The following is a 22,550-nucleotide window of genomic DNA, read 5'->3' as shown; positions in this document are numbered from 1 at the left end:
GGTGGGTATGGCTGAAACAATAGGGATCTTAGGGGTAGGGCATCTAGCATGTTATGTCGTCGCAGCACTTCGTCGTGCTGGGGACACGCGAAGAATCGTGTTATCACCTCGCAATCAAGAGCGAGCAAAGTATCTCCAATCATCCTATGGTTGTGATATCGCCGTGAGTAATCAGGCTGTCGTCGATGAATGCAACGTTGTTTTACTTGCGGTACGTCCTGATCAATTGAAAATTTTAGCTGCTGAAATCGTCCCGACATCGGATCATTTACTGATTTCATGTATCGCGGGAATTTCACTGAAACGATTACAAGCGCTACTACCTCAACCAACCATTGTCAGGACACAACCTTTAGCATCAGTAGAGGTAGGTGAAGGCGTAGTGCCTTTATTTCCTCAAAATGCTACCGCGCAGTCGATACTCAATCCGATAGGAAAGTTAATGGTGTTTGATTCTGAAGCAGAATATGATCTTGCTGGCGTTGCAGCTGTTATGAATGGGGTTGTGTTTGGTTTTATGGCGGAGTTAAGTGAGTGGTTTCAGAGCAAAGGCATGACGGATGAGCAGTCGAGAGCTCTTGTGACCCATACATTACGAGGGGCGACAGGGTTAGCCGATTATAAGCTTGTTCAAAGCCTCAGCGATATTAATCATTCGATTGCGACACCTGGCACATTTACCCTGACAGCTCAGGAGATGATTAAGGCTGAAGGGGGATTTGAGGCATGGCTTAAGGCATGTGAAGAGATTCAACGTCAGATTAGCGAATAGAATCAACAGAACGAAGATTCACTTCAGATAAGCGGTCACTCAAAACCGTCCCGGTCAGCGAGCGCGAAGCCAAAGGCACTTTCTGGATACGCTTTGTGGGCAGGTCGTTAGACCTATATTTCTCATGCAATGATTCATGTAGTTCCATCAAATGTGTTCATGATGATTTGTAAACTCTGCCAATGTATACTCGCCTGTCTAGTTACGAGTATTGGGTTTGGAGACAGAAGTTTGGTTGATTCTTATGCGTATGAAAATGTTGGTGAGTTTGCCAAAGCTTTAGGGCATGAAAAGCGGTTACTCATCATTGAGCTACTGAGTAGCCATGAACGTTGTGTTGAAGACTTAGCCACCGCGATGGGAATTGGCGTGAAATCAGTTTCTGCCCACCTTAAGGTCATGAGAACTCAGGGAATCCTAACGACACGGAAAGAAGGTCTTCGAGTTTATTATCGACTACGTAACGACAATATATTGAAATTATTTCAGTCTTTATGGGAAGTGGCATTATCCAATAAAGATATCACTCCTTTAGACAAAAATAGTGATTTTTGCCTGACACTCAAAGACTTACTTGCTGCATTAGAGTCAAAGAAAACGGTGTTATTGGATGTCCGTGAATCCGATATGTACGAAGAAGGTCATATACCTAGTGCAATTTCTATCCCTGTTGATGAACTGACACAATGGGCCGAAAACTATGAAAATTCAGATGAGATGATCATCGTTTATTGTGAAGGCTACTATTGTATCCAAGCCATTGATGCGACAAATTTCCTGAAGGAAAAAGGGCTGAACGTAAAAATGTATCGCAATGGCCTAGATGAATGGGCTGCGTCAGGGTTTGATGTTGAGAAGTAATTCTAATAAATTCATTTATAATCAATAGATTATATCCTTATCTTATCTGCTTTTCCCGATCTACAAGAAGACAAAGGCAATTGCGAGAATGTCTCTTTTGCCTTATCCATTATCAGCAAATTCGCATAATTCTAAAAATCATTAGATTACTAGAATAACATTGATCAGAAGCAACTTTCGTTTCCTTCCTTATGCTAGTCTCACGGTTAGTTAATTCTTAAAATCTTTAGAATATTAGATATAGAGGCTTGTTATGAAAACTGACATTTTAGTGATCGGTGGTGGTCCTGGTGGTCATGTCGCGGCAATTAAAGCAGTTGAATTTGGCGCGAAAGCTATCGTTGTTGAGAAATACAAACTCGGTGGTACTTGTTTACACCAAGGTTGTATCCCAACGAAAACACTATTGCATACGACAGATGTGCTTCATGAGATTAAGCATGCTGCAGAACTTGGTATCAACGTTGGTGCCGCTTCAGTCGATATGGAGCAACTACAAAAGCGCAAACGTCACATTCTTGATACGATCACGAATGGCGTTAATGGGTTAGTTGAAAGCAAGAATGTAGAAGTGTTATACGGCAATGCTGAAATCATCTCTGACCATAAAGCAAAAGTGATTGCAGTTGATGGTACTGAACAAGAGATCGAATTCGACAAGCTTGTATTGGCGACTGGCTCTGTTCCTACCATGATTAATCTCCCTGGTTCTGATTTACCTGAAGTGATTACTAGTAACGAAGCGTTATCTTTAACTGAAGTGCCAGAAGAATTCGTCATCATCGGTGGTGGGGTAATTGGTGTTGAGTTTGCTCAGTTGATGACTCGTCTTGGTTCTAAAGTATCCATCATCGAAGCACACTACAAAATTCTGTCTCATATGGATGACGAATTATCTGAACAGCTTGCTCAAGCTTTGATTGCAGAAGGTGTTGATATCCGTGTGAACGCTAAAGTCTCTGCAATTGAGAAACAAGACAAAGGCGTGAAAGTATTCTTCGAAACTCAAAATGGACGGGAATCGTTATCAGCTTCTACCGTATTAATGTCTGTTGGCCGTAAACCACTTTTAACTGGTTTTGGTCTTGAAAATACGGGTGTTGTCGTGGAGAAAGGTGCTATCGCTGTGAATGAGTACATGCAAACAAATGTGCCTCATATCTACGCATTAGGTGACTGTACTGGTGGTTACATGCTCGCTCACGTTGCTATGGAGCAAGGCGTCGTTGCTGCGAAGAATATGGTGACAGGTAGCAAAGTTGCCTTTGACGGTTCTACAACGCCTGCTTGTGTTTATACAAGCCCTGAATTTGCGAGTGTTGGTTTGTCTGAAAGAGCGGCTAAAGAAGCCGTTGGCGACATTAAACTGGGCAAATCTGATTTAGCAGGGAATGCAAAAACGATGATCGTTCAACAGCACGGTACTGTTAAGTTTGTTGTTGATGCAAAAACTGAAAAAGTATTAGGCATGCACATCCTTGGTCCACGTGCGAGCGATATGATTCACGAAGGCGCACTGGCTATTAAGATGGGTGCGACGATTGAAGATATTATCTCAACGATTCATGGCCATCCAACCATTGCTGAAGGGGTTCATGAGGCGGCGGAAGATGTATTTGGTCATGCGATTTATAAAGTCTACCCATAATTGATTTGTTGATAGGGCTATCCATTTGGGTAGCCCTTTTGTCTCTGTGTTGGGCCAATGATTGCTGCTCTGAGACTTGTCGTGATCAACGCTCGTGTTTTTGTAAAGACGCTGGAGCCTCGCGTAGGGGGCGTTGTTCATCGATTGAATCAGCAAGCGATTCAATCAATAAAAAAGCACGATACATTTCCCATTTCAATACATTTTCTATTCTCCAATCCTGTAATCTAAAAAGTTTTAGAATACTTTCTCGTAATCTATTCATCTATAATTTATTTAAAATCAATGAATTATGTTGGAATGGCTTTTGCTGAGCATTCATTTTTCTCTTAATTATGGAACGGTCATTCTTTAAATCCGTTGACAGAAAACTTTGTTGATCATAACTTATAGATCAATCGTTCTGTAATTAGGGTTTTATTTATGCCTGTTGCTTTATATGCACTCGCAGCAGCTGCGTTCGGGATTGGTATGGCAGAATTTGTAGTCGTGGGTATTTTGCCCGTGATTGCAGGTGACATGAATGTCGATATTCCGACGGCTGGACAACTTGTTTCTTACTACGCGTTAGGTGTTGCGGTTGCCGCGCCGATTTTAACTGCACTTTCGAGCAAATATGACCGCAGAAAATTAACTGTTGGGTTGATGCTTCTGTTTGCACTGGCAAACCTGTTAACGACTCTTGCGCCAAGCTATTCGTTGCTTCTTTTCGGTCGTGTTTTAGCCGGTGTGGTTCAAGGCGTTTTTTATTCCATTGCAACAGTGATTGCTGCGGATTTAGTGTCTAAAGATAAGTCTGGTCGCGCTATTGGTATTGTCTTTTCTGGTATGACTGTCGCGATTGTTTCTGGTGTTCCAGCAGGGGCATTTATTACTGAATGGCTCAACTGGCGTGCGGCATTTGCGCTCATCAGTGTGCTGGGTTTTGTGAGTATGGTTTCACTTTGGTTCTTGTTACCCGCAAACCTTAAGCGCCCTAAACCGGCAAGTGTATTCAAACAACTTTCTGTTATCGGTGTTCCAAGAATGCTATTGGTGTTCCTGATCACGGGGATAGGCTATGGCGGTTCATTTATCGCGTATACCTACCTGTCAGAAATCCTTGGGAAAATTACCGGATTCTCAACGTCAGCAATCGGCACCATTCTAATTTTCTACGGTATCGCAGTTGTATTTGGCAATACTTATGCGGCGAAATGGGCGGATAAACAAGGTCCGTTGAAAGCATCCGCAGGCATTTTCATTTCGTTAGCTTTGACACTGCTTCTGTTTGGCTTCGTTGCAACTAACAAATACTACGTTATCCCGTTAGTGATGATTTGGGGCGCTGCGGCATTTGGTAGTGTACCGGTTCTTCAGCTGTATGTTGTTCAGCAAGCCGAAAAGCACTTTCCACAAGCGATTGATGCTTCATCGAGTATGAATATTGCTGCGTTTAACCTTGGTATTGCTGTTGGCGCTTCGGTTGGTGGCTTGGTTGTTACGAAATATGGCTTATTGGCAACGGCACCCGCTGCTGCGGTTGTGGTCGCTATCAGTGTACTGTTGATTGTTTACAGCGGTGTACTGGAATCCAAAGACAGCAAAAAGTTAGCAATACAAGACTGAGTCAATTCAAATTTTTAGACACATATCGTGAGGAGAAATCATGGATATTAAATTAGACCTATCTTGGCAAGGTGGTATGAAAGGTTCAGGTTTGATCGAGAGTGAAGGCCTGTCGACTAAAATCAGTATTCCTGCTGTCTACGGTGGTTTGGGTGAATACAGCAATCCAAAAGAGCTGTATGTGTCGTCAACCGCGGCGTGCTTTCTTTCGACCTTAATTGCAATTTCTGACAACAAAAAGCTTCCTCTGGACGCGATGAAAGTGGAGACCACTGCTCAGGAAGACGGCGATCATTTCGCCATTCATCACCTCGCGAATATTGTATTGTCAAAAGCGGCAACACAAGACGACGTTGCTAAGGCAACTGAGTACACCGCAAAGGCTGACAAAATTTGTCTGATCGGAAACCTTGCACGCAAAGCGGGTGTAGAAGTGACCGCACAAGCGAACGTCACTTTCGCTGAATAAGCGAAGTACGCATGCCGGTTTTAGACGCGAATACTAAGCGATTTAATCAGGTCGTTAAGCAGAAACAGGGAGTTTCCCTGTTTCGGTTCTGGGCAAGTTGGTGTCCGCCTTGTCGGATGATGACGCGGGTCTATCAACAAACAGAAAAGAAACTTAGTGATAAAGCTGAATTTTACGATGTGAACGTTGACAGACATCAGGAACTCTCTGAACGGTGTCGTATCAGAAGTATCCCAACGATTGTCATCTACAAGCATGGTAAAGAAGTAAAAAGAATCGACGGTGTGATTCTGGCTGATGACCTTCAGCGTCAGGTTGAAAAATATCTCAAGTAACACACCACTTTTATTCATGCGGCAAAGTCACGATTCAATGATGACTTTGCACGCCCAAATTATGGATTACTTATTCCATAATTATAAGGAGAACATTTACATGACTTCAAAAGTAACGACATTGAATGATGCGACATTCCAAGAAAATCTACAAAATGGTTCTACATTTGCGGTTCGCTTATGGGCGGAATGGTGTATGCCATGCCGCATGATGTCTCCAATTTATGAGGATGTCGCTGGTCGTATCGCTGATGATTCATTGATGATGGGAGAAGTGAATATTGATGAATTTCCATCAGTCGCGGTTCAACTTGGTGTAAGAAGCATTCCAACCGTGGTTGTCTTTAAAGGGGGTAAAGAAGTCTCGCGATCGACGGGCATGATGCCAGCGCCACAACTGGAACAACTTGTACTGAGCGCAAAATAAGTAGAGGTATCAGAGTATGAATACACATCGCAAATTAATCATCTTAGGCTCTGGCCCTGCCGGTTATACCGCTGCAATTTATGCTGCCCGAGCTAACCTTGAGCCACTCTTAATCACAGGTATTGAAGTTGGGGGACAACTGACGACGACAACGGATGTTGAAAACTGGCCAGGTTATCCTGATGGCATTCAGGGGCCAGAGTTAATGGTGCAACTAAAAGAACACGCTGAAAGGTTTAACACTGAGATCGAGTATGACTACATTACTCAGGTTGACCTGAACCAGCAGCCTTTTGTGTTGAAAGGTGAAAATACGTATACGGCAGACGCGCTGATTATTGCGACCGGCGCAACCGCTAAGTATTTGGGGCTGGAAAGTGAAGAAGCCTTTAAAGGTCGTGGCGTATCAGCCTGCGCTACTTGCGATGGTTTCTTTTACAGAAATAAACCGGTTGCTGTTGTCGGTGGTGGGAATACTGCGGTTGAGGAAGCTTTGTATCTCGCCAATATCGCTTCACACGTTACCCTGATTCATCGACGTGATCAGTTAACGTCGGAAAAGGTACTGCAAGACCGATTGTTTGAGAAAGTAAAACAAGGAAAAGTCACCATCAAATGGCATTCTACACTCGATGAAGTGTTGGGGGATGACATGGGCGTGACAGGTTTGCGAATCAAATCAACCACAACCCAAGAAATCGAACATCTTGATCTGGATGGCGTATTTATTGCCATAGGACACAAACCGAATACAGGCATATTTCAGGATCAGTTAGAGATGAATAACGGTTACCTGAAAGTAAACTCGGGTACGAATGGTAACGCGACGATGACCTGCATTCCTGGCGTGTTTGCGGCGGGTGATGTGAGTGATAGCCACTATCGTCAGGCGATCACGTCAGCGGGCAGCGGTTGTATGGCAGCACTTGATGCAGAACAATACTTAGCAAGCTTAGGTGATTCATTGGACCTAATGGCTTCTAAGTGATGTGATAAAGCTTACATTTAGTAAGAATCAGGCCCGAAAACATGGTATATGTTTCGGGCTTGCTGCTTTTCAATCAGTTAAAATATCCAGTTCATTCACTGGCAATGAATGTATTCCCTTTATTTTGTGAGGTATTGATATGGCTCGAACAGGGCGTCCCAGAGAATTTAACCGCGATGAAGCGGTTAAAAAAGCAATGGATTTGTTCTGGAAAAAAGGGTTTGAAGGAACGTCACTATCGGAACTTCGCACTGCGTTGGGTCATCTTTCTGCTGCTAGTTTTTATGCTGCCTTCGGTTCTAAAAGAGCACTGTACCAAGAGTGCTTGGAACTCTACACGCAGACTTGTGGTGAGACACTTTCTGAACTCAATCATGAAAACGTTCCGGCGAAAACAGCAATTAAGAATATGTTGGTAAAAACCATTAACATGCAAACGTCACCGATGACACCGACAGGCTGTATGGCGGTGCTTTCTGGTCTGAATTGTTGCGATGATAATAAAGAAATTGAGCAGATGGCACTTTCCGTACGGAATGATATTCGTAGCGCCCTGAAAAAGTGTGTGTACCGTGGCATTGAGCAAGGGGAGTGGCAACAGGATCTGGATGCAGATAGTTTTATATTGATGATTGATACTTTTATTAATGGCCTTTCCATCCAGTCGAGAGATGGGATGTCTCGGGAACAGCTACTCGACGCTTGTGAGCAATTTTTAGAAAGGTGGTGAGTCTTACTAAAGTTAAAAGCACGGCTGTACGAGAGAAGAGCGACATTGGCGCATTGAATGCGGTGACGACAGAGCAAGCCGTCACCCGTCACCTTAAGCGTTTAGCACGTTGTTATCTCGTTATGAAATATACAAGATAGAGAAACCACCATGAAACTGATCCCCCGCCTTAAACAGCCTCGCATCCACTGACTAAACTCGCCCAACAATCAAAATTTTCAATGATTTAAACGCGAATTTAGAGGTAAACAATGGAAAACAAACATTGGTCGAAAGTGCAGTTATTGCACGAGGTGGTCACCAACCCGAATATTGTGGTGAAAGGGCAGCACAGCTATTACAGCGATTGCTGGGATAAAGGCTTTGAAGCGTCGGTGGTGCGCTACCTGCACGGCGACGAAGTGAGCCGCGCGTGGGAGCCGAAGTGGGACATCGACCGCTTATTCATCGGGGATTACGTCTGCATCGGTGCGGAAGCCGTCATTTTGATGGGCGGAAACCATACCCATCGGGCGGATTGGTTCTGCCTGTATCCATTTATGGATTTCATCGAAGAAGCCTACGTAGGCAAAGGCGATACTCAGATTGGTGATGGCGCATGGATTGGCATGCGCGCGATGATCATGCCGGGTGTCACCATCGGCGAAGGCGCGGTGATCGCGGCCAACAGCGTAGTGACTAAAAACGTTGAACCTTACAGCATCGTGGCGGGATCGCCAGCGAAACCCGTGAAATATCGGTTTGAGCCAGCGGTGATTGCCGAGCTGTTGTCACTCAATATCTACGAGTGGCCCTCGGAAAAGTTCGACGCGCTCAAACGTCACTTATGCAGTGCTGATATGGACGCGCTCAAAGTGGCGTTGGCCGCCTACGATGCGGGGAACCTCAATCCATAACGTGGTCGTTCGCGTTAGCTAGACGATTCCGGTTTTTGGATGCCGAGAGAGCCAATCTGTGGATTCGCTGCAACGATCATCCAAACGCTGTCTTGGTTAGCGAGTACTGAATCAAAAGCACTTTCTGGATACTCTTTGTGCCAGCAAAGAGTATCTGGTGTGCATCAAACCCTCTCGCACTCACCAAACCCTCACCCCATATACTCCGCCAACACACCTCGCAATGCCCCTTTATTGGTTTTACTGATCTTCTGCATCAACGCAAAACTCGGGTTGAGAACACCACGTTCGCGCAGGTCGTTGACCATCAACATCCACAGGCTGGCGGTCATTTGTGAGTCGGCTAACGCGCGGTGAAAGGTGCCGTCGTTTTCGATTTGTTTGAAGCGCACCAAATCGCCTAGTTTGTGGGTCGGCGCGTTTTGAATCAGGCGGCGGGCAATCAACATCGAGCAGGCAAACTGACCGGGATAGCGTACGCCGATGCGGTCGAATTCAGCATCCAAAAAACGTTTATCGAACGACGCGTTGTGCGCAACCAGCGGCGTGTCACCGATGAAGTGAGCGAACTCAGCCATCACCTCTTCACAAGGGAGCGCAGTGCGCAGCATGGTGTTGGTGATGCCGGTATAGCCTTCAATAAACCCGCTGACGCGAAAGCCCGGATTCATCAACTGTTGAAACGTACCTGCGACTTGACCATCGACGAGTTTCACCGCACCGATTTCAATCGCGCGATCGCCCATGTTGGGAGAAAGCCCAGTGGTTTCAAAGTCGAGAACAATAACGGAGTGAGCGGGGTGGTGCATAACAAAGCCCTGAAAAACGCAAAGCGCGAGTATACCCCGATTGACGCCAAGAAGGTAAGCAGCGGCTGGCGCGAATCGGCTATTCCCGCCGCGCGAGCCACATCATTTCAATCTGATTCGCTTTGACACCACACCTGACGGGTCACCACCGGCTCAAAGCCGACCGACAGGCAGTTGCGTGCGCTGGTGCTCTCTGGCATCACATCGGTGAACAGCAGCGTAGCGCCATGCTCAATCGCATCGCGAATGCGTGCGTGCAGCAGCGCGGTTTGGCAGCCGTTGCCGCGCGCCGCTTCCTGCGTGAACGCATTGGCGAGTGTGGCGACGTCTTCATCGAGATAGGTGGTTGCCCATGCGCAGGGCGTGTCGCCGTGATAGGCGACAAAGCAGCGAAACGCGTCGGTGCAATACAGGTGGCGTTTGGCTTGCCAGATGGCATCACTGCATTGCAGGCCGGAGGTTTTCAGTAGCGCCAGAAAGTCATCGGCACGGGCTGAGGTCCAGCGCTCCACACGCACCCGAGAATGGGCGTTGCTGGCTGTGTAATCGCGGCTGCGCAGCTGCAAAAACTGATGGTTAAATTCGCGTTGGAATCCGTGTTCGCTCATCCAGTTGCGCAGGGTGGCGCTGTCGGCAGCGGGTGCGACACTGATCTCTGGTGCAGGCGTGTTGGCATACAGCGCGAGCGCTGTGGTTAACTGGCTGGCACTGGATTCGGCCTGAATCAACAATTGGTTGTCGTAGCGGCGCGTCGGGTCGATGTAGGCTTGATATACCCCGGCGTTGAGCACGCGCAGCTCACTGGGCGCATCGGTCGATAGCGTGCGCAGGTTATTAAACTGAAAGTAGCGCGCAAAAGCGCGGATATGCGTGGGCGATGTATGAGTCATAGGCTTACTTGGGGTGCGTTATTCGGCGGCGTTGAACGCGCGAGGGCGCTCAACCTGATAAGTGCTCAGCGCGCTTTGCACTTGCTCTTCGACTGTGGTGTCGCTGAACAGGAAATAACTCGGCGCGATGATGGTGGTGCTGGATTGAATCTGCACCTCAAAAATGTTTTTGATCGGGAAACGTTCGTCAGCCAGTTTGCGCAGCGCGTCAATGTAGTCGTGCCATTCGGGATCGTCGGGGCGCACAATGCGCGCTTTGCCGCTCAGCTTGTAGCCGCGCTGCTCAAACACATCAATCATCGAAACGCACACGTTCGGGTTGGCAAGAATATTTTGCTCGCTGACTGGCGAGGCGATATTGGCGATCAACAGGCGTTCGTCGTCCCACAAGGTGAATATCTCTTTGGGCGACACATTGGGAACGAGGGTGTGGCTGACGGTGGCCAACCAGCACAGCACGCTGCTTTCGCAATAGGTGTTGAGGTCCATCTTCATCATTTTCTTCCTGAATTTGGGAACGGCGTCGGGCAGTCGTTATCCGACGGGTTGCTTATCTTTACAACTTGTTCACACAGAATCAATGTTGAACAGAAAATGCGCGAAAGCGCTATCAAACTGCATAAAAAATAACAATTTCCGCTAGAGATCAGGCAAGGCTTGCGGTAGTATCGCCGACCTTTTTTGCACAAGCGTGGGAGTAAGCAGATGTACATAGGGTTTGACTACGGCACGGCCAACTGTTCGGTCGCCAGCATGCAGGATGAGCATCCGGTGCTGATCCCGCTTGAGCGCGACAGTCTTTATATTCCGTCGACACTGGCGGCACCGACTCGTGATTCGGTGTCGGAGCATCTATTCCGCCATCGCCACATCTCGCCTGCGGATGCGTTGGGTGAGCAACTGCTGCGCCGTTCGGTCGCAGCCAACCGCGATGAAGACATCGACCTGCAATTTGATGATGTGGTGTTTGGCCAGGCGGCGCTTGATCTCTATTTGTCGGACCCGCACGAAGTGTATTACGTCAAATCGCCCAAGTCGTTTTTGGGCGCGATGGGGCTGCACGACATTCAACTGCGCTTTTTTGAAGATCTGGTGTGCGCGATGATGGCCAACATCAAAACGCAGGCTGAAACGCGTGCCAATGCGGTGATTGATGATGCGGTGATTGGGCGTCCGGTCAACTTCCATGGCCGTGGCGGGGAAGATTCCAACCAACAAGCGGAAGCCATTTTGCGCCGCGCAGCCACGCGTGCCGGTTTTCGTCATCTGGAGTTTCAGTTTGAGCCGGTGGCGGCGGGTCTGGAATACGAAGCGACCTTAAACGAAGACAAAACCGTGCTGGTGGTCGATATCGGCGGCGGGACCACCGACTGCTCGTTGATTCAGATGGGGCCATCGTGGCGCGGCAAAGCGGATCGCACTCAAAGCCTGATTGCGCACAGCGGTCAGCGTGTGGGCGGGAACGATCTTGATATTCATCTCGCGTTTAAACAACTGATGACGTCGTTTGGTTTTGGCAGCCAGACTCAAAGCGGGCTGGAAATGCCGATCACGCAGTTCTGGAACCCAATAGCGATTAATGATGTGAGCGCGCAGGCCAAATTCTTCGCCCGTGAAAACCTCGCGGATCTAAAGCGTTTGCACAAAGAAGCGCGTGAGCCGGAGAAACTGGCGCGTTTGCTGGCGGTGTACCACGACACGCTTGGCTACAGCTTGGTGAAGAAAGCCGAAGAAGCGAAGATTGCGCTGTCGGAATCGGCGCAGGTGACGGCGCAAGTGAAGGTGCTGTCGGAGCTGCTGGAGGTCGATATTCAACGCGAAGCGATGATTGAAGCGATTGATGCGCCCAAAACCAAAATGATTGAATTGGTGACAGAAGCGGTGACGCTGGGTGGCGTGACGCCGGATGTGATCTTCATGACTGGCGGTAGCGCGCGTTCACCGATTTTACGTGCCGGGGTGGAGCAGGCGCTGCCCAATGTGCCGGTGGTGAGTGGCAACTACTTTGGCTCGGTGACCGCCGGCCTTGCGCGCTGGGCGCAGGTCTGTTTTCGCTGATGTTGAAAGCCTTCTTCGGAAGGCTTTTTTATGCCGCTTTCGCTCGTGATTGGCAGCAGAATCTCGTAACATAGCGGCATCTTCCCTTCTGTTTGGTGCGAAAACGACAATGACAAAGACCCGCATTCTGATCTCCGATTCTACCGACCCGTGGTTTAACCTTGCGGTGGAAGACACTATTTTCCGTGCCATGCCTGCGGACCAACGTGTGCTGTTTTTGTGGCGTAATGCCGACACGGTGGTGATTGGCCGTGCGCAAAACCCGTGGCGCGAGTGCAAAACCGAGCGCATGGAACAAGACCACGTCAAACTGGCCCGTCGTCAAACCGGTGGTGGCGCGGTGTTCCACGATTTGGGGAATACCAACTTCACCTTCATGGCGGGGAAACCGGAATACGACAAAGAAGTGTCGACCAACATTGTGCTGGCGGGGCTTAGAAAGCTTGGCATCAACGGCGTGGCCAATGGCCGCAATGATTTGGTGCTGGAAGATGAGCATGGCATTCGCAAGTTCTCCGGCTCTGCGTATCGTGAAACGCTGGATCGCGGTTTTCACCACGGCACGCTGCTGCTGAGCGCCGATCTCAGCCGTTTGGCGGATTACCTCAATCCGGACATCAAAAAGCTGCAAGCCAAAGGTATCACTTCGGTCAAATCGCGGGTGATCAACCTCAACACGGTGAAAGCCGACATTGAACACCAAGCGGTGTGCGAGGTGATCATGGAGGCCTACTGCGAGCACTACCAGCAAGCGGTGGCGCCGGAGTTTATCTCGCCGCAGTCGTTTTTAGATTTACCGGGCTTTGAGCAGAAATTTGCGCTGCAAAGCAGCTGGGACTGGAACTTTGGCCAAACGCCACCGTTCACCCACAATATGGACGAGCGCTTTGGCTGGGGTGGGGTGGATGTGTATCTGGACGTGGAACGCGGCGCGATTGTGCAAGCGACCATTTTCAGCGACATGCTCGACCCGTACCCGATGGAGCAGTTGGCGATGGCACTCAAAGGCCAAGGCTATCAAAAAGAGAGTGTGGCAGCGTGCATCGACCAGTTAATCGCCACGATGCCGCAGTACACCGATCCGCTGCAAGATGTGAAAACCTGGTTGCTGACTCAGCTCGATTAAAGCCGCCGATATCCATTCAGGGCGCGAAACACCGTGGGCGGTGGGCGCCCTGTGCTGATGTCAAATGTGTGTCTCAACGCCAAATACATACGCAATTTTCGAAAGTATGATCAAGGGAAATCAGCGTCAATATACTGCTTTACACGTTGTGAAATTTATTTTTTTGCGACGTCTCTCTCGTTATTTAAATAGCAATCGTTATTATTTGAAATCTCGCATATTCCACGCATAAATATTTACCTGCTTACTTATATTTATTGAATGAATTAATGCTGTTTATTTAATGTACCAATCAATAAATAAGAAAATAAGAATTGATTGCCGTCAAATCATCCATCCACCAAATTCCGCACAATGCCTTGGTACACATAGTGCGGTCTTAACGTTGCTCTCTTATCTCGTCTTTGGGATTGATTCGAAATCTCTGTCTCACCATCGGATTCTGCGGTGATCTTCCGTGTTGATCTTGCCGGTGAGAGTGGTCAGTTATCTCTTTTCTTTATCATTAGATCGGTACGAATAAACCGGTTTTCTCGCGTCGATTTATTCAGAACACATTAAGGCTTGGCGCTAACAATCCCATTCAACGGTTATTAGGAATAGTTAGCCATGAGTCAAAATGGTAAATTTAATATGACCCGCCGTGACGCCTTAAAAGGCGGCTCTGCGCTCGGGGCACTGGCGTTAGTCGGCGGCACCATTTCACTACCGTTCTCAACCCAAGCTGTGGCCAAAGAAACGCCCGCTGCAGCGGATGAAAAAATCGTCTGGTCGGCTTGTACGGTGAACTGTGGTTCACGTTGCCCGCTGCGCATGCATGTGGTGGACGGCGAAATCAAGTGGGTAGAAACTGACAACACGGGCGATGATGTGTTTAACCACCATCATCAAGTGCGCGCGTGCCTGCGTGGCCGCTCCATGCGCCGCCGTGTTTACAACCCAGACCGCCTGAAATACCCCCTGAAACGTGTGGGCAAACGTGGCGAAGGCAAGTTCAAGCGCATCAGCTGGGACGAAGCGTACCGCACCATTGGCGATAACCTTAAACGCATCATTCAAAACTACGGCAACGACGCCATTTACCTCAACTACGGCACCGGCACTCTGGGCGGCACCGTGACCAAGAGCTGGGATCCAAGCAGCACGTTGGTCGCGCGTTTGATGAACCTGTGTGGCGGTTACCTCAACCACTACGGTGACTACTCGGCGGCAAACATCGAGTGTATGTCGGAATACTTCTACGGCACCTGGATCACCACCAACTCAGTCGATGACATTCAAAATGCTGACCTGTGCTTGCTGTTTGGTAACAACCCAGCCGAAACGCGCATGTCAGGCGGCGGCCAAGTGCATAACTACGTTGATGCGAAAAACATCAACAAAACTCGCACCATCTGTATCGATCCGCGCTACACCGACACTGCAGCGGGTCGTGAAGATCAGTGGGTGCCTATCAAACACGGAACCGATGCGGCCTTGGTGGCGGCGATCGCACACGTGTTGATCACCGAAGACAAAGTCGATCAAGCGTTCTTGGATCGCTACTGCGTGGGTTACGACCGCGCCACGCTGCCAGCATCTGCACCGAAAAACGCCAGCTACAAAGATTACATTCTGGGCACCGGCCCAGACGGCTTGGCGAAAACCCCAGCATGGGCGCAGCCTATCACCGGGATTCCAGCCGATATCATCATCAAATTGGCACGCGAAATCGGCGAAGCCAAACGCATCTACATCTCGCAAGGTTGGGGGTTGCAACGTTCAGCCAACGGCGAGCAAGCGTGTAAAGCGATCATGATGTTGTCGCTGCTGCGCGGCCAAGTGGGCCTACAAGGCGGCGGTACAGGCGCGCGTGAAGGCGACCATTCCTACCCATTCGTGCGTTTCCCGAAAGTGGCCAACCCGATTGAAGCGTCAATCCCGATGTTCTTGTGGACGGATGCGATTTTCCGCGGCACCGACATGACCGATCTGACCGACGGCATCAAAGGGGTGAAACAGCTGAAAAATAACATCAAGTTTATCTGGAACTACGCCGGTAACTGCTTGATTAACCAACACTCAGACATCAACCGCACACACCAAATCCTTCAAGATGAACAGGCGTGTGAAATGATTGTAGTGATCGACAACCACATGACATCATCTGCCAAATACGCCGATATCGTGCTGCCAGACTGCACCACGTCGGAACAGTCGGATTTCTGTATGGATGGCGCGGCGGCGTCGATGCCGTACTTCATCTTCGCCAGTCAGGCGATTGAACCGCGTTTCGAATGCAAACCGATTTACGAGATGTTGTCGGGCGTGGCGAAAGAGATGGGCGTGTACGATGCCTTCACCGAAGGTCGCACGCAAGAAGAGTGGTTGCGTTGGATGTATGCGCAAACCGTGCAACAAAATAACGATCCCGATCTGCCATCGTATGACGCGATGCGCGAGCAAGGGATCTACAAGAAACAATTTGATCGTCCGTACGTGGCGTTTGAATCGTTCCGTCACGATCCGATTGCGAACCCGCTGCCAACCCCATCCGGCAAGATTGAGATCTACTCTGAAACGCTGGCCAACATTGCCGCGACTTGGGAGTTGGATGAAGACGAAAAAATCACCCCGCTGCCAGAATACGTGTCGACTTTCAACGGTTGGGATTCACCAGAACGTGCGGAATACCCACTGCAATTGACCGGTTTCCACTACAAAGCGCGCGCCCACTCGACCTACGGCAACGTGGATGTGCTCAAAGCGGCTGCGCCCCAAGAAGTGTGGATCAACCCCATGGACGCTGAACTGCGCGACATCGCCAACGGCGACTTAGTCAGCATTCGCAGCAAACACGGTGAAGTGCACATTCGCGCCAAAGTGACACCACGCATCATGCCGGGAGTGACCGCGCTGGGTGAAGGGGCGTGGTATGCGCCGAACCGTCAAGGCGTCGACCAAGCAGGCTCAATCAACGTGCTGACCACGCAACGTCCAAGCCCTTTGGCGAAGTCGAACCCAAGCCACACCAACCTGGTAGAAATCACCCTGATTAAGAAAATGGGAGCACAGTCATGAGCACCGCAAAGCAATATGGCTTTTACATTGATTCCAGCAAATGCACCGGTTGTAAAACGTGTCAGCTCTCTTGCAAAGACAACAAAGACCTCGGCATTGATCGCAACTTCCGCCGTGTGTACGAATACGTCGGTGGTAACTGGACGGCTGAAAATGGCGCGTTCCGTCAAAACGTGTTTGCCTACTACTTGTCTATCTCGTGCAACCACTGTTCCAACCCAGCGTGCGTGAAAGTGTGTCCGTCTGGCGCGATGCATAAACGCGATGAAGATGGCTTGGTGGTGGTGGATGAAAGCGTGTGCATCGGCTGTAAAAGCTGTCACATGGCGTGTCCTTACGGCGCACCGCAATACAGCGAAGAGAAAGGCCACATGACCAAATGTGATGGCTGTTTCGAACGCGTGGCGCAAGGTTTGATGCCCGTGTGTGTCGACAGTTGCCCACTGCGTGCGCTGGAGTTTGGCCCGATTGATGAGTTGCGTGCGAAATATGGCAGCAATGCTGATGTGGCGCCGCTGCCTGATTCACGCCTGACCAGTCCAAACCTGATCGTCAAACTGAATCCAAACGCTCGCCCAAGCAATGACCGTAGCGGATTTTTGCAAAATCCAAGAGAGGTGAAATGATGTTTTATGAAATTCCATTAGTCGCCTTTACCGTGTTGGCGCAAACCGCCGTGGGCGCGCATTTGACGGTCAATGGGGCGCAGTTGCTCGCTAAACCCAACGCACAAACGGTGGCGCGTTTGAACTGGGGCCGTTTTGCGATTTTGGTGGTGATGGGGCTGGGCTTTTTGTTCTCGACCACTCACATGGGCAGCCCGCTCAGAGCGTTTAACGCGTTCAACAAAGTGGGTTCAGCAGCACTCTCTAATGAGATTCTGACTGGCGCGTCCTTTCTGACCTTTGCTGGGTTGTACTGGCTGCTGACCGTGCTCAATGTAGCGGGGGCAGGCGTGCGCAAAGCGCTCAACGTGATCTCCATCGTGCTGGGTGTGGTGTTTATGTTTGCGATGGCGAACGTGTACCACATTGACACCGTACCGGCATGGCACACACCGCTGACCGTGTGGACGTTCTGGTTCACCGTGGTGACGCTGGGCGTGATGTTTGCCGCCGTGATCGTCAACGTGGCGGGTATAGAAAGCCGCTGCGTGAGCCGCACACTGATGGCATTGGGCGTCAGCCTGATTCTGTGCCACTTGGCCGTCACCGCAATGCAAGTGCTGTACTTTGCCGGTTTGAGCACCGCGATCAACAGTGGCGTGGCGCACATCACAGCGCTGTCTGGGTCACTGACCGCGCAATTAACCTTGACCGTGATTGCAGCGGTGATTTGGCTGCTGGCTGAGCTGAGCGCGCTCCCCGCGAACGCAAAACGTTGGGTGCTGATCATCGGTTTTGTCGCTCTGTTTGCGGCAGAAATCTTTGGTCGTAATGTGTTCTACGGCATGCATTTTACCTCCGGTTTGTACTAACGGAGTCGCTGGGCAAACCACGTTGTTTGCCCATGTTTTACTTACATCATTAGAGTGATTTATGTCATATACCCAACTCGAAGCCGTTGACCTAGGGACAGTGTTGAAGCTCTTTGGTGCGTTGTTTTACTACGCACCTAACCAATATCAGAACGCGAATCTCGATGTGATATTGGCGGAACAGGACGTACCGTTTGCCGCGTTAAAAACCGTGATGGATGCCTTTGGCTACTCGGAAGTGGACCTGTTACAAGCTGAACACGATCGCCTGTTTGCGGGGTTGGGCGACATGCCTGCGCCACCGTGGGGGTCGGTGTACCTCGACAAAGAAGCGGTGTTGTTTGGTGAATCGACAGTGATGTATCGTCAATTCTTGCGTGAGTGCGGCGTGGCGTTGTCCTCACAGCAAAATGAGCCGGAAGACCAAATCGGCTTGATGCTGATGGTCGCGGCGATGCTGCTGGAAAATGACCAGCACGCGCAGTTCAAAGCCCTGTTGGGCGAGCATTTAATGCCTTGGTTTGGTTACTACATGGCGGAGTTTAAACGCACGGTGGAATCACCAGCGTACGCGCTGTTGGCCGAACAAACTCAAGAACTTCTTCATTCGGTGTGTGAACGCGATGCGATTGTTCCGATCCAAAAAAGAAACTACTTCAACGCCATCCTGTGAGCCGGAGGTCGATCTCGGAAAACGACGTTTTCTGACCTTATCGACCTTCGCCCAGACGCCACCCCGTGCGGTGAGCCGTCAGGCCGCGCGTCCGCCCTTTGCGGTGGACGACGACCTGTTTGTGCGCCTGTGCGATGGATGCGGCGCGTGCGAAGTGGCTTGCCCGCAAGGTGTGATTGTTTTAGACCGCGGCGTGGCGGCGCTAGATTTAAGCTATGCCGCGTGTGATTTCTGCGGCCGTTGTCAGCACGCGTGTCCGACGATCGCGCTCTCCAATCCCCCCTCGACAACGGGGTTGGTGGCGTATGCCACCGACAGTTGCGACAACCTCAATGGCTACTGCGATAACTGCACCGACCGCTGCACGCATCAGGCGCTGATGTGGCAAGAGGGCGCGAAACCGCGTATCGATGCCACCGCGTGTGTCGGCTGCGGAGAATGCGCGGCCAGCTGTTTCACCAACGTGATTCAGTTTCGTCTGTCTGAGCAGTAGATTGCGCTTTACGGCGCGCGGCGAAATGTGGGTTCTTTTTCTATACTCAGAAAGGGGAAAGGACATGCGGAGGATTGTATGACCATGGAAACCCGCTTCGACCACTACTTACGCGATCATCATATTCCGTACCAACGTGTGGTGCACCGCCACAGCAATAGTTCACTGCACAGTGCGCATAGCGCCGCCATTCAGCCGATGCATTTGGCCAAAGGCGTGATACTTGAAGATCATGATGGCAAACACTTAATGGCCATTCTGCCTGCAAACGCCAAGGTGAGTTTGCACGTGCTGAATGACGAATATCGGGCTACCTATCATCTGGTGAAAGAGCGCGATATTTATCGACTGTTCGATGACTGCGACCGCGGCGCGGTGCCACCCATCGGCGCGCCCTACCACATGAACATGGTGTGCGATCAGGCGTTGACTGAACTCGACCACGTGTACATGGAATCTGGCGACCACGAAACGCTGATTCGCCTCGACCGCCACGCGTTCAACCAACTCATCGGCCACAGCCGCTGCTTGCGCTTTGGCAGCGAACTCTTCCATTAAGCGAACCCACAAAACCGAGCGTCCGGCTCGGTTTTTCTTGGCCGATTTTCTCAGCAGGTTTCTGAACAGACCACGTCCTGTGATGGGTTGGGTTAAGGTATACTGACGCCGTTGTCATTCACCCAATATGAGCCTGCCTATGGACATCAGCTATCGCCAACTCAAAGCCTTTATCGCGCTGGCTGAAGAGCGAAACTTTACCTATGCCGCCGACAAAGTGCACATCACGCAATCGGCGCTGAGTCAGATGATGAAAAAGCTCGCCCAGCAGCTCTCGTGTGAACTCTTTGAGCGCAAAGGGCGCACCATTGTGCTGACGGAGGCCGGTCATCACCTCTATCAGGAGGCGCGTTTTATCGTCAATCGCTTGGAAAAACTGGTGCAGGAAAATCACGACCGTCAGCACGGTTATAACAAGTCGCTGGTGGTGTCCTCGCTCTACACCTTGTGTGCCTCACTGGCCCCCAAAACGCTCAATGATTTGAAGAAACGGTACCCAGATTTCACCTTTCGCCTCATCGAAGAGCGCGTCGACGACATCACGCATTCGGTGCTGGAGGGGCGAGCCGACATCGGCATTAATACCAACCCCAATCATCCGGATTTAAACTTTGATTTGCTGTTTCGCGACTCGCTCTGCTTTGTGTGCCGTGCCGATCATCCGTTGGCGGAACAACAGGACATCAGTTGGGAGCAAGCGCACCAATACGCCACGATTGGCGTGAGTCCGGGCAACAGTTTACGCACCTTGGCAGATGAGGCATTTTCACGCGTGGGGCTAACCTACGACCCAGAGTTCAGTGCTTCGCACACCTCGACGCTGCTGGGCATGATCGCCAGCGGGTTGGGGTCGACCATTTTGTCGTCGACCATCGCTGGGCTCAATGCAAGTGACACGATCCGTTTTATTCCGATTGTGCAGCCGGTGCAATTTCGTTTGGTGGGACTTATCACGCGTAAAGACACGCAGCGCGCGTTGGTGGATGAGTTTGCGCTGATCCTGAAAAAGCATGTCAGCGACTCGACGTTGTGGGAGGCGGGGATGGCCATAAGTGAGCCTCGTTAAGAGGCTCACGTGATACGGTCAAATCTCTGGGGACAAGATTACATAGAGATTCGATTAGAGGGGGACTCGATTACATGGGACCAACCGGCAGGCCGGTGAGCATGTAGAGCAAGAAACACGCGCCCCATACGCCAAACAGCACCAGTGCATAAGGCACCATCATCGCTAGAAACGTGCCGAATTTGACCTCGGGGTTGTACTTGGCGATGAGCGCCAACACCATCGGAATGTATGGGTTGGTTGGCGAGATGATGTTGGTGGTGGAATCGGCGATGCGATAGCCCATCTGCGTCACTTGCGGGTCGACGCCCAGCAACATAAACAGCGGAATGAACACTGGCGCCATAATCGCCCACTGCGCCGATCCGCTGAAGACAATCATATTCATCAGGCCAGCCAGCACCATAAACACGGCCATCATCGCCAGTTTGGGCATTTCAACCGACGATAACCATTCTGCGCCATTGACCGCAATGAAGATGGCCAAATTCGACCATTTAAACCACGCGATAAACTGCGCAATCACAAACACCAGCACAATGTAACCGCCGACCCCTTTCAGCGCTTTGGCCATCAACTCCGGCACGTCACTCGCTTGTTTGATGGTGCCCGCTTTCACGCCATACACCACTGCGTTCATGATGAAAAACGCCATGATGATTGGAATGATGCCGCTCAAAAATGGTGAAGGTACCAAGCCGCCCTCAGCATTACGCAGCGGAGAATCACTGGGCCACAGGAGGGCGAACAACGCGGCGATGAACAGCAGCGATGCCAACCCCGACCATTTCAATGCGGTTTTTTGCTGCGCCGTGATGGTGAAAGATTGTTGGGTGGTGGCTTCGTGCGCCACCATTTTGTGGGCAAAACGCGGCTCGATGTATTTGTCGGTCAACAGCGTGCCCGTCACGACCAGAATCGGCACCGAGATCAGCATGAAATACCAGTTTGCCGCTGGGCTCACTTCCACGTAGGCCACAATGTTGGAGGCTTCGGTGGTGATGCCCGATAGCAGCACGTCCGTGCCGGCAATAAACACGTTGGCAGTAAAACCAGCCGCGACGGCCACGAAACCGGCCGCAATACCGACTATTGGGTTGCGGTTGGTGGCGGCGAAAATCAGGCCAGCCAACGGCGGCACCAGAATAAACGCCGCGTCAGAGGCGAGGTTGCCGATGATGCCGGTGATGAAAATCGAGGCGGTCACGTATTGGCGCGGGGCGTTGAGCAGCGATTGTTTGATCGCGCTGTCGGCCAAGCCCACTTCTTGCAGTAACCCGACAGCGAGCATCATGCACAGCACCAGTCCCAGCGGTTTAAACGAGACGAAGTTGTTGACGGTGGATTTGAGGATGTATACCAGCCCTTCGCCACTGAGCAGGTTTTTGACGTGCACCAGCTCGCCGGTGGCGGGATGGGTGACGCCACCGCCGCCTATCGACAGCAGCCAAGAGAGTGCCATCACGCCCAAGCACAGGAAAATAAACAGGTAAAACGGGTGGGGCACTTTATCCCCGAATCGCTCAATGCGATCGATCATCGACGCGCGTGGCGCCGCTTTTTGTGAAAGTACGGTCGACATTGCTAGGACACTCCTTGTGTAACG

Annotated in this window: 23 protein-coding genes and 1 pseudogene; 19 read left to right on the top strand and 5 right to left on the bottom strand. The window is 50.5% G+C overall.

Going from position 1 to position 22,550, the window contains the following annotated elements:
* Positions 1-7 precede the first annotated feature (7 nt).
* The 9 genes from ACS18Q_RS21810 to ACS18Q_RS21770 all read left to right on the top strand — a co-directional run bounded on the left by ACS18Q_RS21810 (position 8) and on the right by ACS18Q_RS21770 (position 7,838).
* A complete protein-coding gene (locus ACS18Q_RS21810; protein ID WP_441257875.1) occupies positions 8-772 on the top strand; it encodes an NAD(P)-binding domain-containing protein in 765 nt (254 codons plus the stop codon).
* Positions 773-1,003: 231 nt separating this feature from the next.
* Positions 1,004-1,633 (top strand): ArsR/SmtB family transcription factor, encoded by a 630-nt coding sequence (locus tag ACS18Q_RS21805; protein ID WP_238773404.1) that lies wholly within the window; start codon positions 1,004-1,006, stop codon positions 1,631-1,633.
* 253 nt (positions 1,634-1,886) lie between these two features.
* On the top strand, positions 1,887-3,281 hold the full coding sequence (gene lpdA / locus ACS18Q_RS21800) for a dihydrolipoyl dehydrogenase (protein ID WP_004727456.1): 1,395 nt from the start codon (positions 1,887-1,889) through the stop codon (positions 3,279-3,281).
* Between the two features lie 423 nt (positions 3,282-3,704).
* Positions 3,705-4,889 (top strand): MFS transporter, encoded by a 1,185-nt coding sequence (locus ACS18Q_RS21795; protein WP_038151814.1) that lies wholly within the window; start codon positions 3,705-3,707, stop codon positions 4,887-4,889.
* 40 nt (positions 4,890-4,929) lie between these two features.
* Entirely contained in the window at positions 4,930-5,358 is a 429-nt protein-coding gene (locus tag ACS18Q_RS21790) for an OsmC family protein (protein WP_004727458.1), read from the top strand.
* A gap of 11 nt (positions 5,359-5,369) precedes the next feature.
* A complete protein-coding gene (locus ACS18Q_RS21785) occupies positions 5,370-5,693 on the top strand; it encodes a thioredoxin family protein (RefSeq protein ID WP_038151816.1) in 324 nt (107 codons plus the stop codon).
* Between the two features lie 100 nt (positions 5,694-5,793).
* On the top strand, positions 5,794-6,120 hold the full coding sequence (locus tag ACS18Q_RS21780) for a thioredoxin family protein (protein ID WP_441257874.1): 327 nt from the start codon (positions 5,794-5,796) through the stop codon (positions 6,118-6,120).
* A gap of 16 nt (positions 6,121-6,136) precedes the next feature.
* Positions 6,137-7,108: a thioredoxin-disulfide reductase gene (gene trxB, locus ACS18Q_RS21775; RefSeq protein WP_441257873.1), complete on the top strand. Its 972-nt coding sequence runs from the start codon at positions 6,137-6,139 to the stop codon at positions 7,106-7,108.
* A 139-nt stretch (positions 7,109-7,247) separates the two neighbouring features.
* Positions 7,248-7,838 (top strand): TetR/AcrR family transcriptional regulator, encoded by a 591-nt coding sequence (locus ACS18Q_RS21770; protein ID WP_238809988.1) that lies wholly within the window; start codon positions 7,248-7,250, stop codon positions 7,836-7,838.
* Between the two features lie 112 nt (positions 7,839-7,950).
* On the opposite strand, the pseudogene ACS18Q_RS21765 reads toward ACS18Q_RS21770, so the two are convergent.
* Positions 7,951-8,007 (bottom strand): annotated as a pseudogene (locus ACS18Q_RS21765) (GlyGly-CTERM sorting domain-containing protein); the annotation flags it as partial.
* Positions 8,008-8,089: 82 nt separating this feature from the next.
* Between ACS18Q_RS21765 and ACS18Q_RS21760 the strand changes: the two are divergent.
* Positions 8,090-8,734, top strand: a complete 645-nt coding sequence (locus tag ACS18Q_RS21760) for a CatB-related O-acetyltransferase (protein ID WP_441257872.1) — start codon at positions 8,090-8,092, stop codon at positions 8,732-8,734.
* Positions 8,735-8,925: 191 nt separating this feature from the next.
* Here the strand turns inward: ACS18Q_RS21760 and ACS18Q_RS21755 are convergent, their stop codons facing one another.
* From ACS18Q_RS21755 to ACS18Q_RS21745, 3 genes are all read right to left on the bottom strand, one after another.
* Positions 8,926-9,543 (bottom strand): 3'-5' exonuclease, encoded by a 618-nt coding sequence (locus tag ACS18Q_RS21755; protein ID WP_441257871.1) that lies wholly within the window; start codon positions 9,541-9,543, stop codon positions 8,926-8,928.
* A gap of 107 nt (positions 9,544-9,650) precedes the next feature.
* Positions 9,651-10,433: a GNAT family N-acetyltransferase gene (locus tag ACS18Q_RS21750; protein WP_206980954.1), complete on the bottom strand. Its 783-nt coding sequence runs from the start codon at positions 10,431-10,433 to the stop codon at positions 9,651-9,653.
* Positions 10,434-10,451: 18 nt separating this feature from the next.
* A complete protein-coding gene (locus tag ACS18Q_RS21745; RefSeq protein WP_441257870.1) occupies positions 10,452-10,931 on the bottom strand; it encodes a pyridoxamine 5'-phosphate oxidase family protein in 480 nt (159 codons plus the stop codon).
* 207 nt (positions 10,932-11,138) lie between these two features.
* Here ACS18Q_RS21745 and yegD point away from each other — a divergent pair, with 207 nt between their 5' ends.
* The 9 genes from yegD (at position 11,139) to ACS18Q_RS21700 (ending at position 20,944) form a co-directional block, all read left to right on the top strand.
* Entirely contained in the window at positions 11,139-12,491 is a 1,353-nt protein-coding gene (gene yegD / locus ACS18Q_RS21740) for a molecular chaperone (RefSeq protein WP_441257869.1), read from the top strand.
* A 109-nt stretch (positions 12,492-12,600) separates the two neighbouring features.
* The gene (locus ACS18Q_RS21735; RefSeq protein ID WP_004727468.1) at positions 12,601-13,617 is read left to right on the top strand and encodes a lipoate--protein ligase; all 1,017 of its coding nucleotides are present in this window, start codon (positions 12,601-12,603) and stop codon (positions 13,615-13,617) included.
* Between the two features lie 609 nt (positions 13,618-14,226).
* On the top strand, positions 14,227-16,677 hold the full coding sequence (locus ACS18Q_RS21730; RefSeq protein ID WP_014257805.1) for a DmsA/YnfE/YnfF family dimethyl sulfoxide reductase: 2,451 nt from the start codon (positions 14,227-14,229) through the stop codon (positions 16,675-16,677).
* On the top strand, positions 16,674-17,303 hold the full coding sequence (locus tag ACS18Q_RS21725) for a DMSO/selenate family reductase complex B subunit (protein ID WP_004727470.1): 630 nt from the start codon (positions 16,674-16,676) through the stop codon (positions 17,301-17,303). Before ACS18Q_RS21730 ends, ACS18Q_RS21725 begins: the two co-directional genes overlap by 4 nt.
* Complete coding sequence (locus tag ACS18Q_RS21720) at positions 17,303-18,154, top strand: dimethyl sulfoxide reductase anchor subunit family protein (RefSeq protein WP_441258202.1); 852 nt, start codon at positions 17,303-17,305, stop codon at positions 18,152-18,154. Before ACS18Q_RS21725 ends, ACS18Q_RS21720 begins: the two co-directional genes overlap by 1 nt.
* A 61-nt stretch (positions 18,155-18,215) precedes the next feature.
* Positions 18,216-18,827 (top strand): molecular chaperone TorD family protein, encoded by a 612-nt coding sequence (locus ACS18Q_RS21715; RefSeq protein ID WP_441257868.1) that lies wholly within the window; start codon positions 18,216-18,218, stop codon positions 18,825-18,827.
* Positions 18,784-19,320: a 4Fe-4S dicluster domain-containing protein gene (locus ACS18Q_RS21710; RefSeq protein WP_432581976.1), complete on the top strand. Its 537-nt coding sequence runs from the start codon at positions 18,784-18,786 to the stop codon at positions 19,318-19,320. Before ACS18Q_RS21715 ends, ACS18Q_RS21710 begins: the two co-directional genes overlap by 44 nt.
* A 78-nt stretch (positions 19,321-19,398) precedes the next feature.
* Positions 19,399-19,878 carry an aminoacyl-tRNA deacylase gene (locus tag ACS18Q_RS21705; RefSeq protein ID WP_206980950.1) on the top strand — a complete coding sequence of 160 codons (480 nt, stop codon included), beginning with the start codon at positions 19,399-19,401 and terminating at the stop codon, positions 19,876-19,878.
* Between the two features lie 139 nt (positions 19,879-20,017).
* Positions 20,018-20,944: a LysR family transcriptional regulator gene (locus ACS18Q_RS21700; protein WP_014257800.1), complete on the top strand. Its 927-nt coding sequence runs from the start codon at positions 20,018-20,020 to the stop codon at positions 20,942-20,944.
* Between the two features lie 70 nt (positions 20,945-21,014).
* Here the strand turns inward: ACS18Q_RS21700 and ACS18Q_RS21695 are convergent, their stop codons facing one another.
* Entirely contained in the window at positions 21,015-22,526 is a 1,512-nt protein-coding gene (locus tag ACS18Q_RS21695; RefSeq protein WP_143679718.1) for an AbgT family transporter, read from the bottom strand.
* Positions 22,527-22,550 lie beyond the last annotated feature (24 nt).

Origin of the sequence: Vibrio sp. Vf1514 (assembly GCF_052076135.1) — a bacterium.
Taxonomy (GTDB): domain Bacteria; phylum Pseudomonadota; class Gammaproteobacteria; order Enterobacterales; family Vibrionaceae; genus Vibrio; species Vibrio furnissii.
This window is presented reverse-complemented; position numbering and strand designations above follow the sequence as displayed.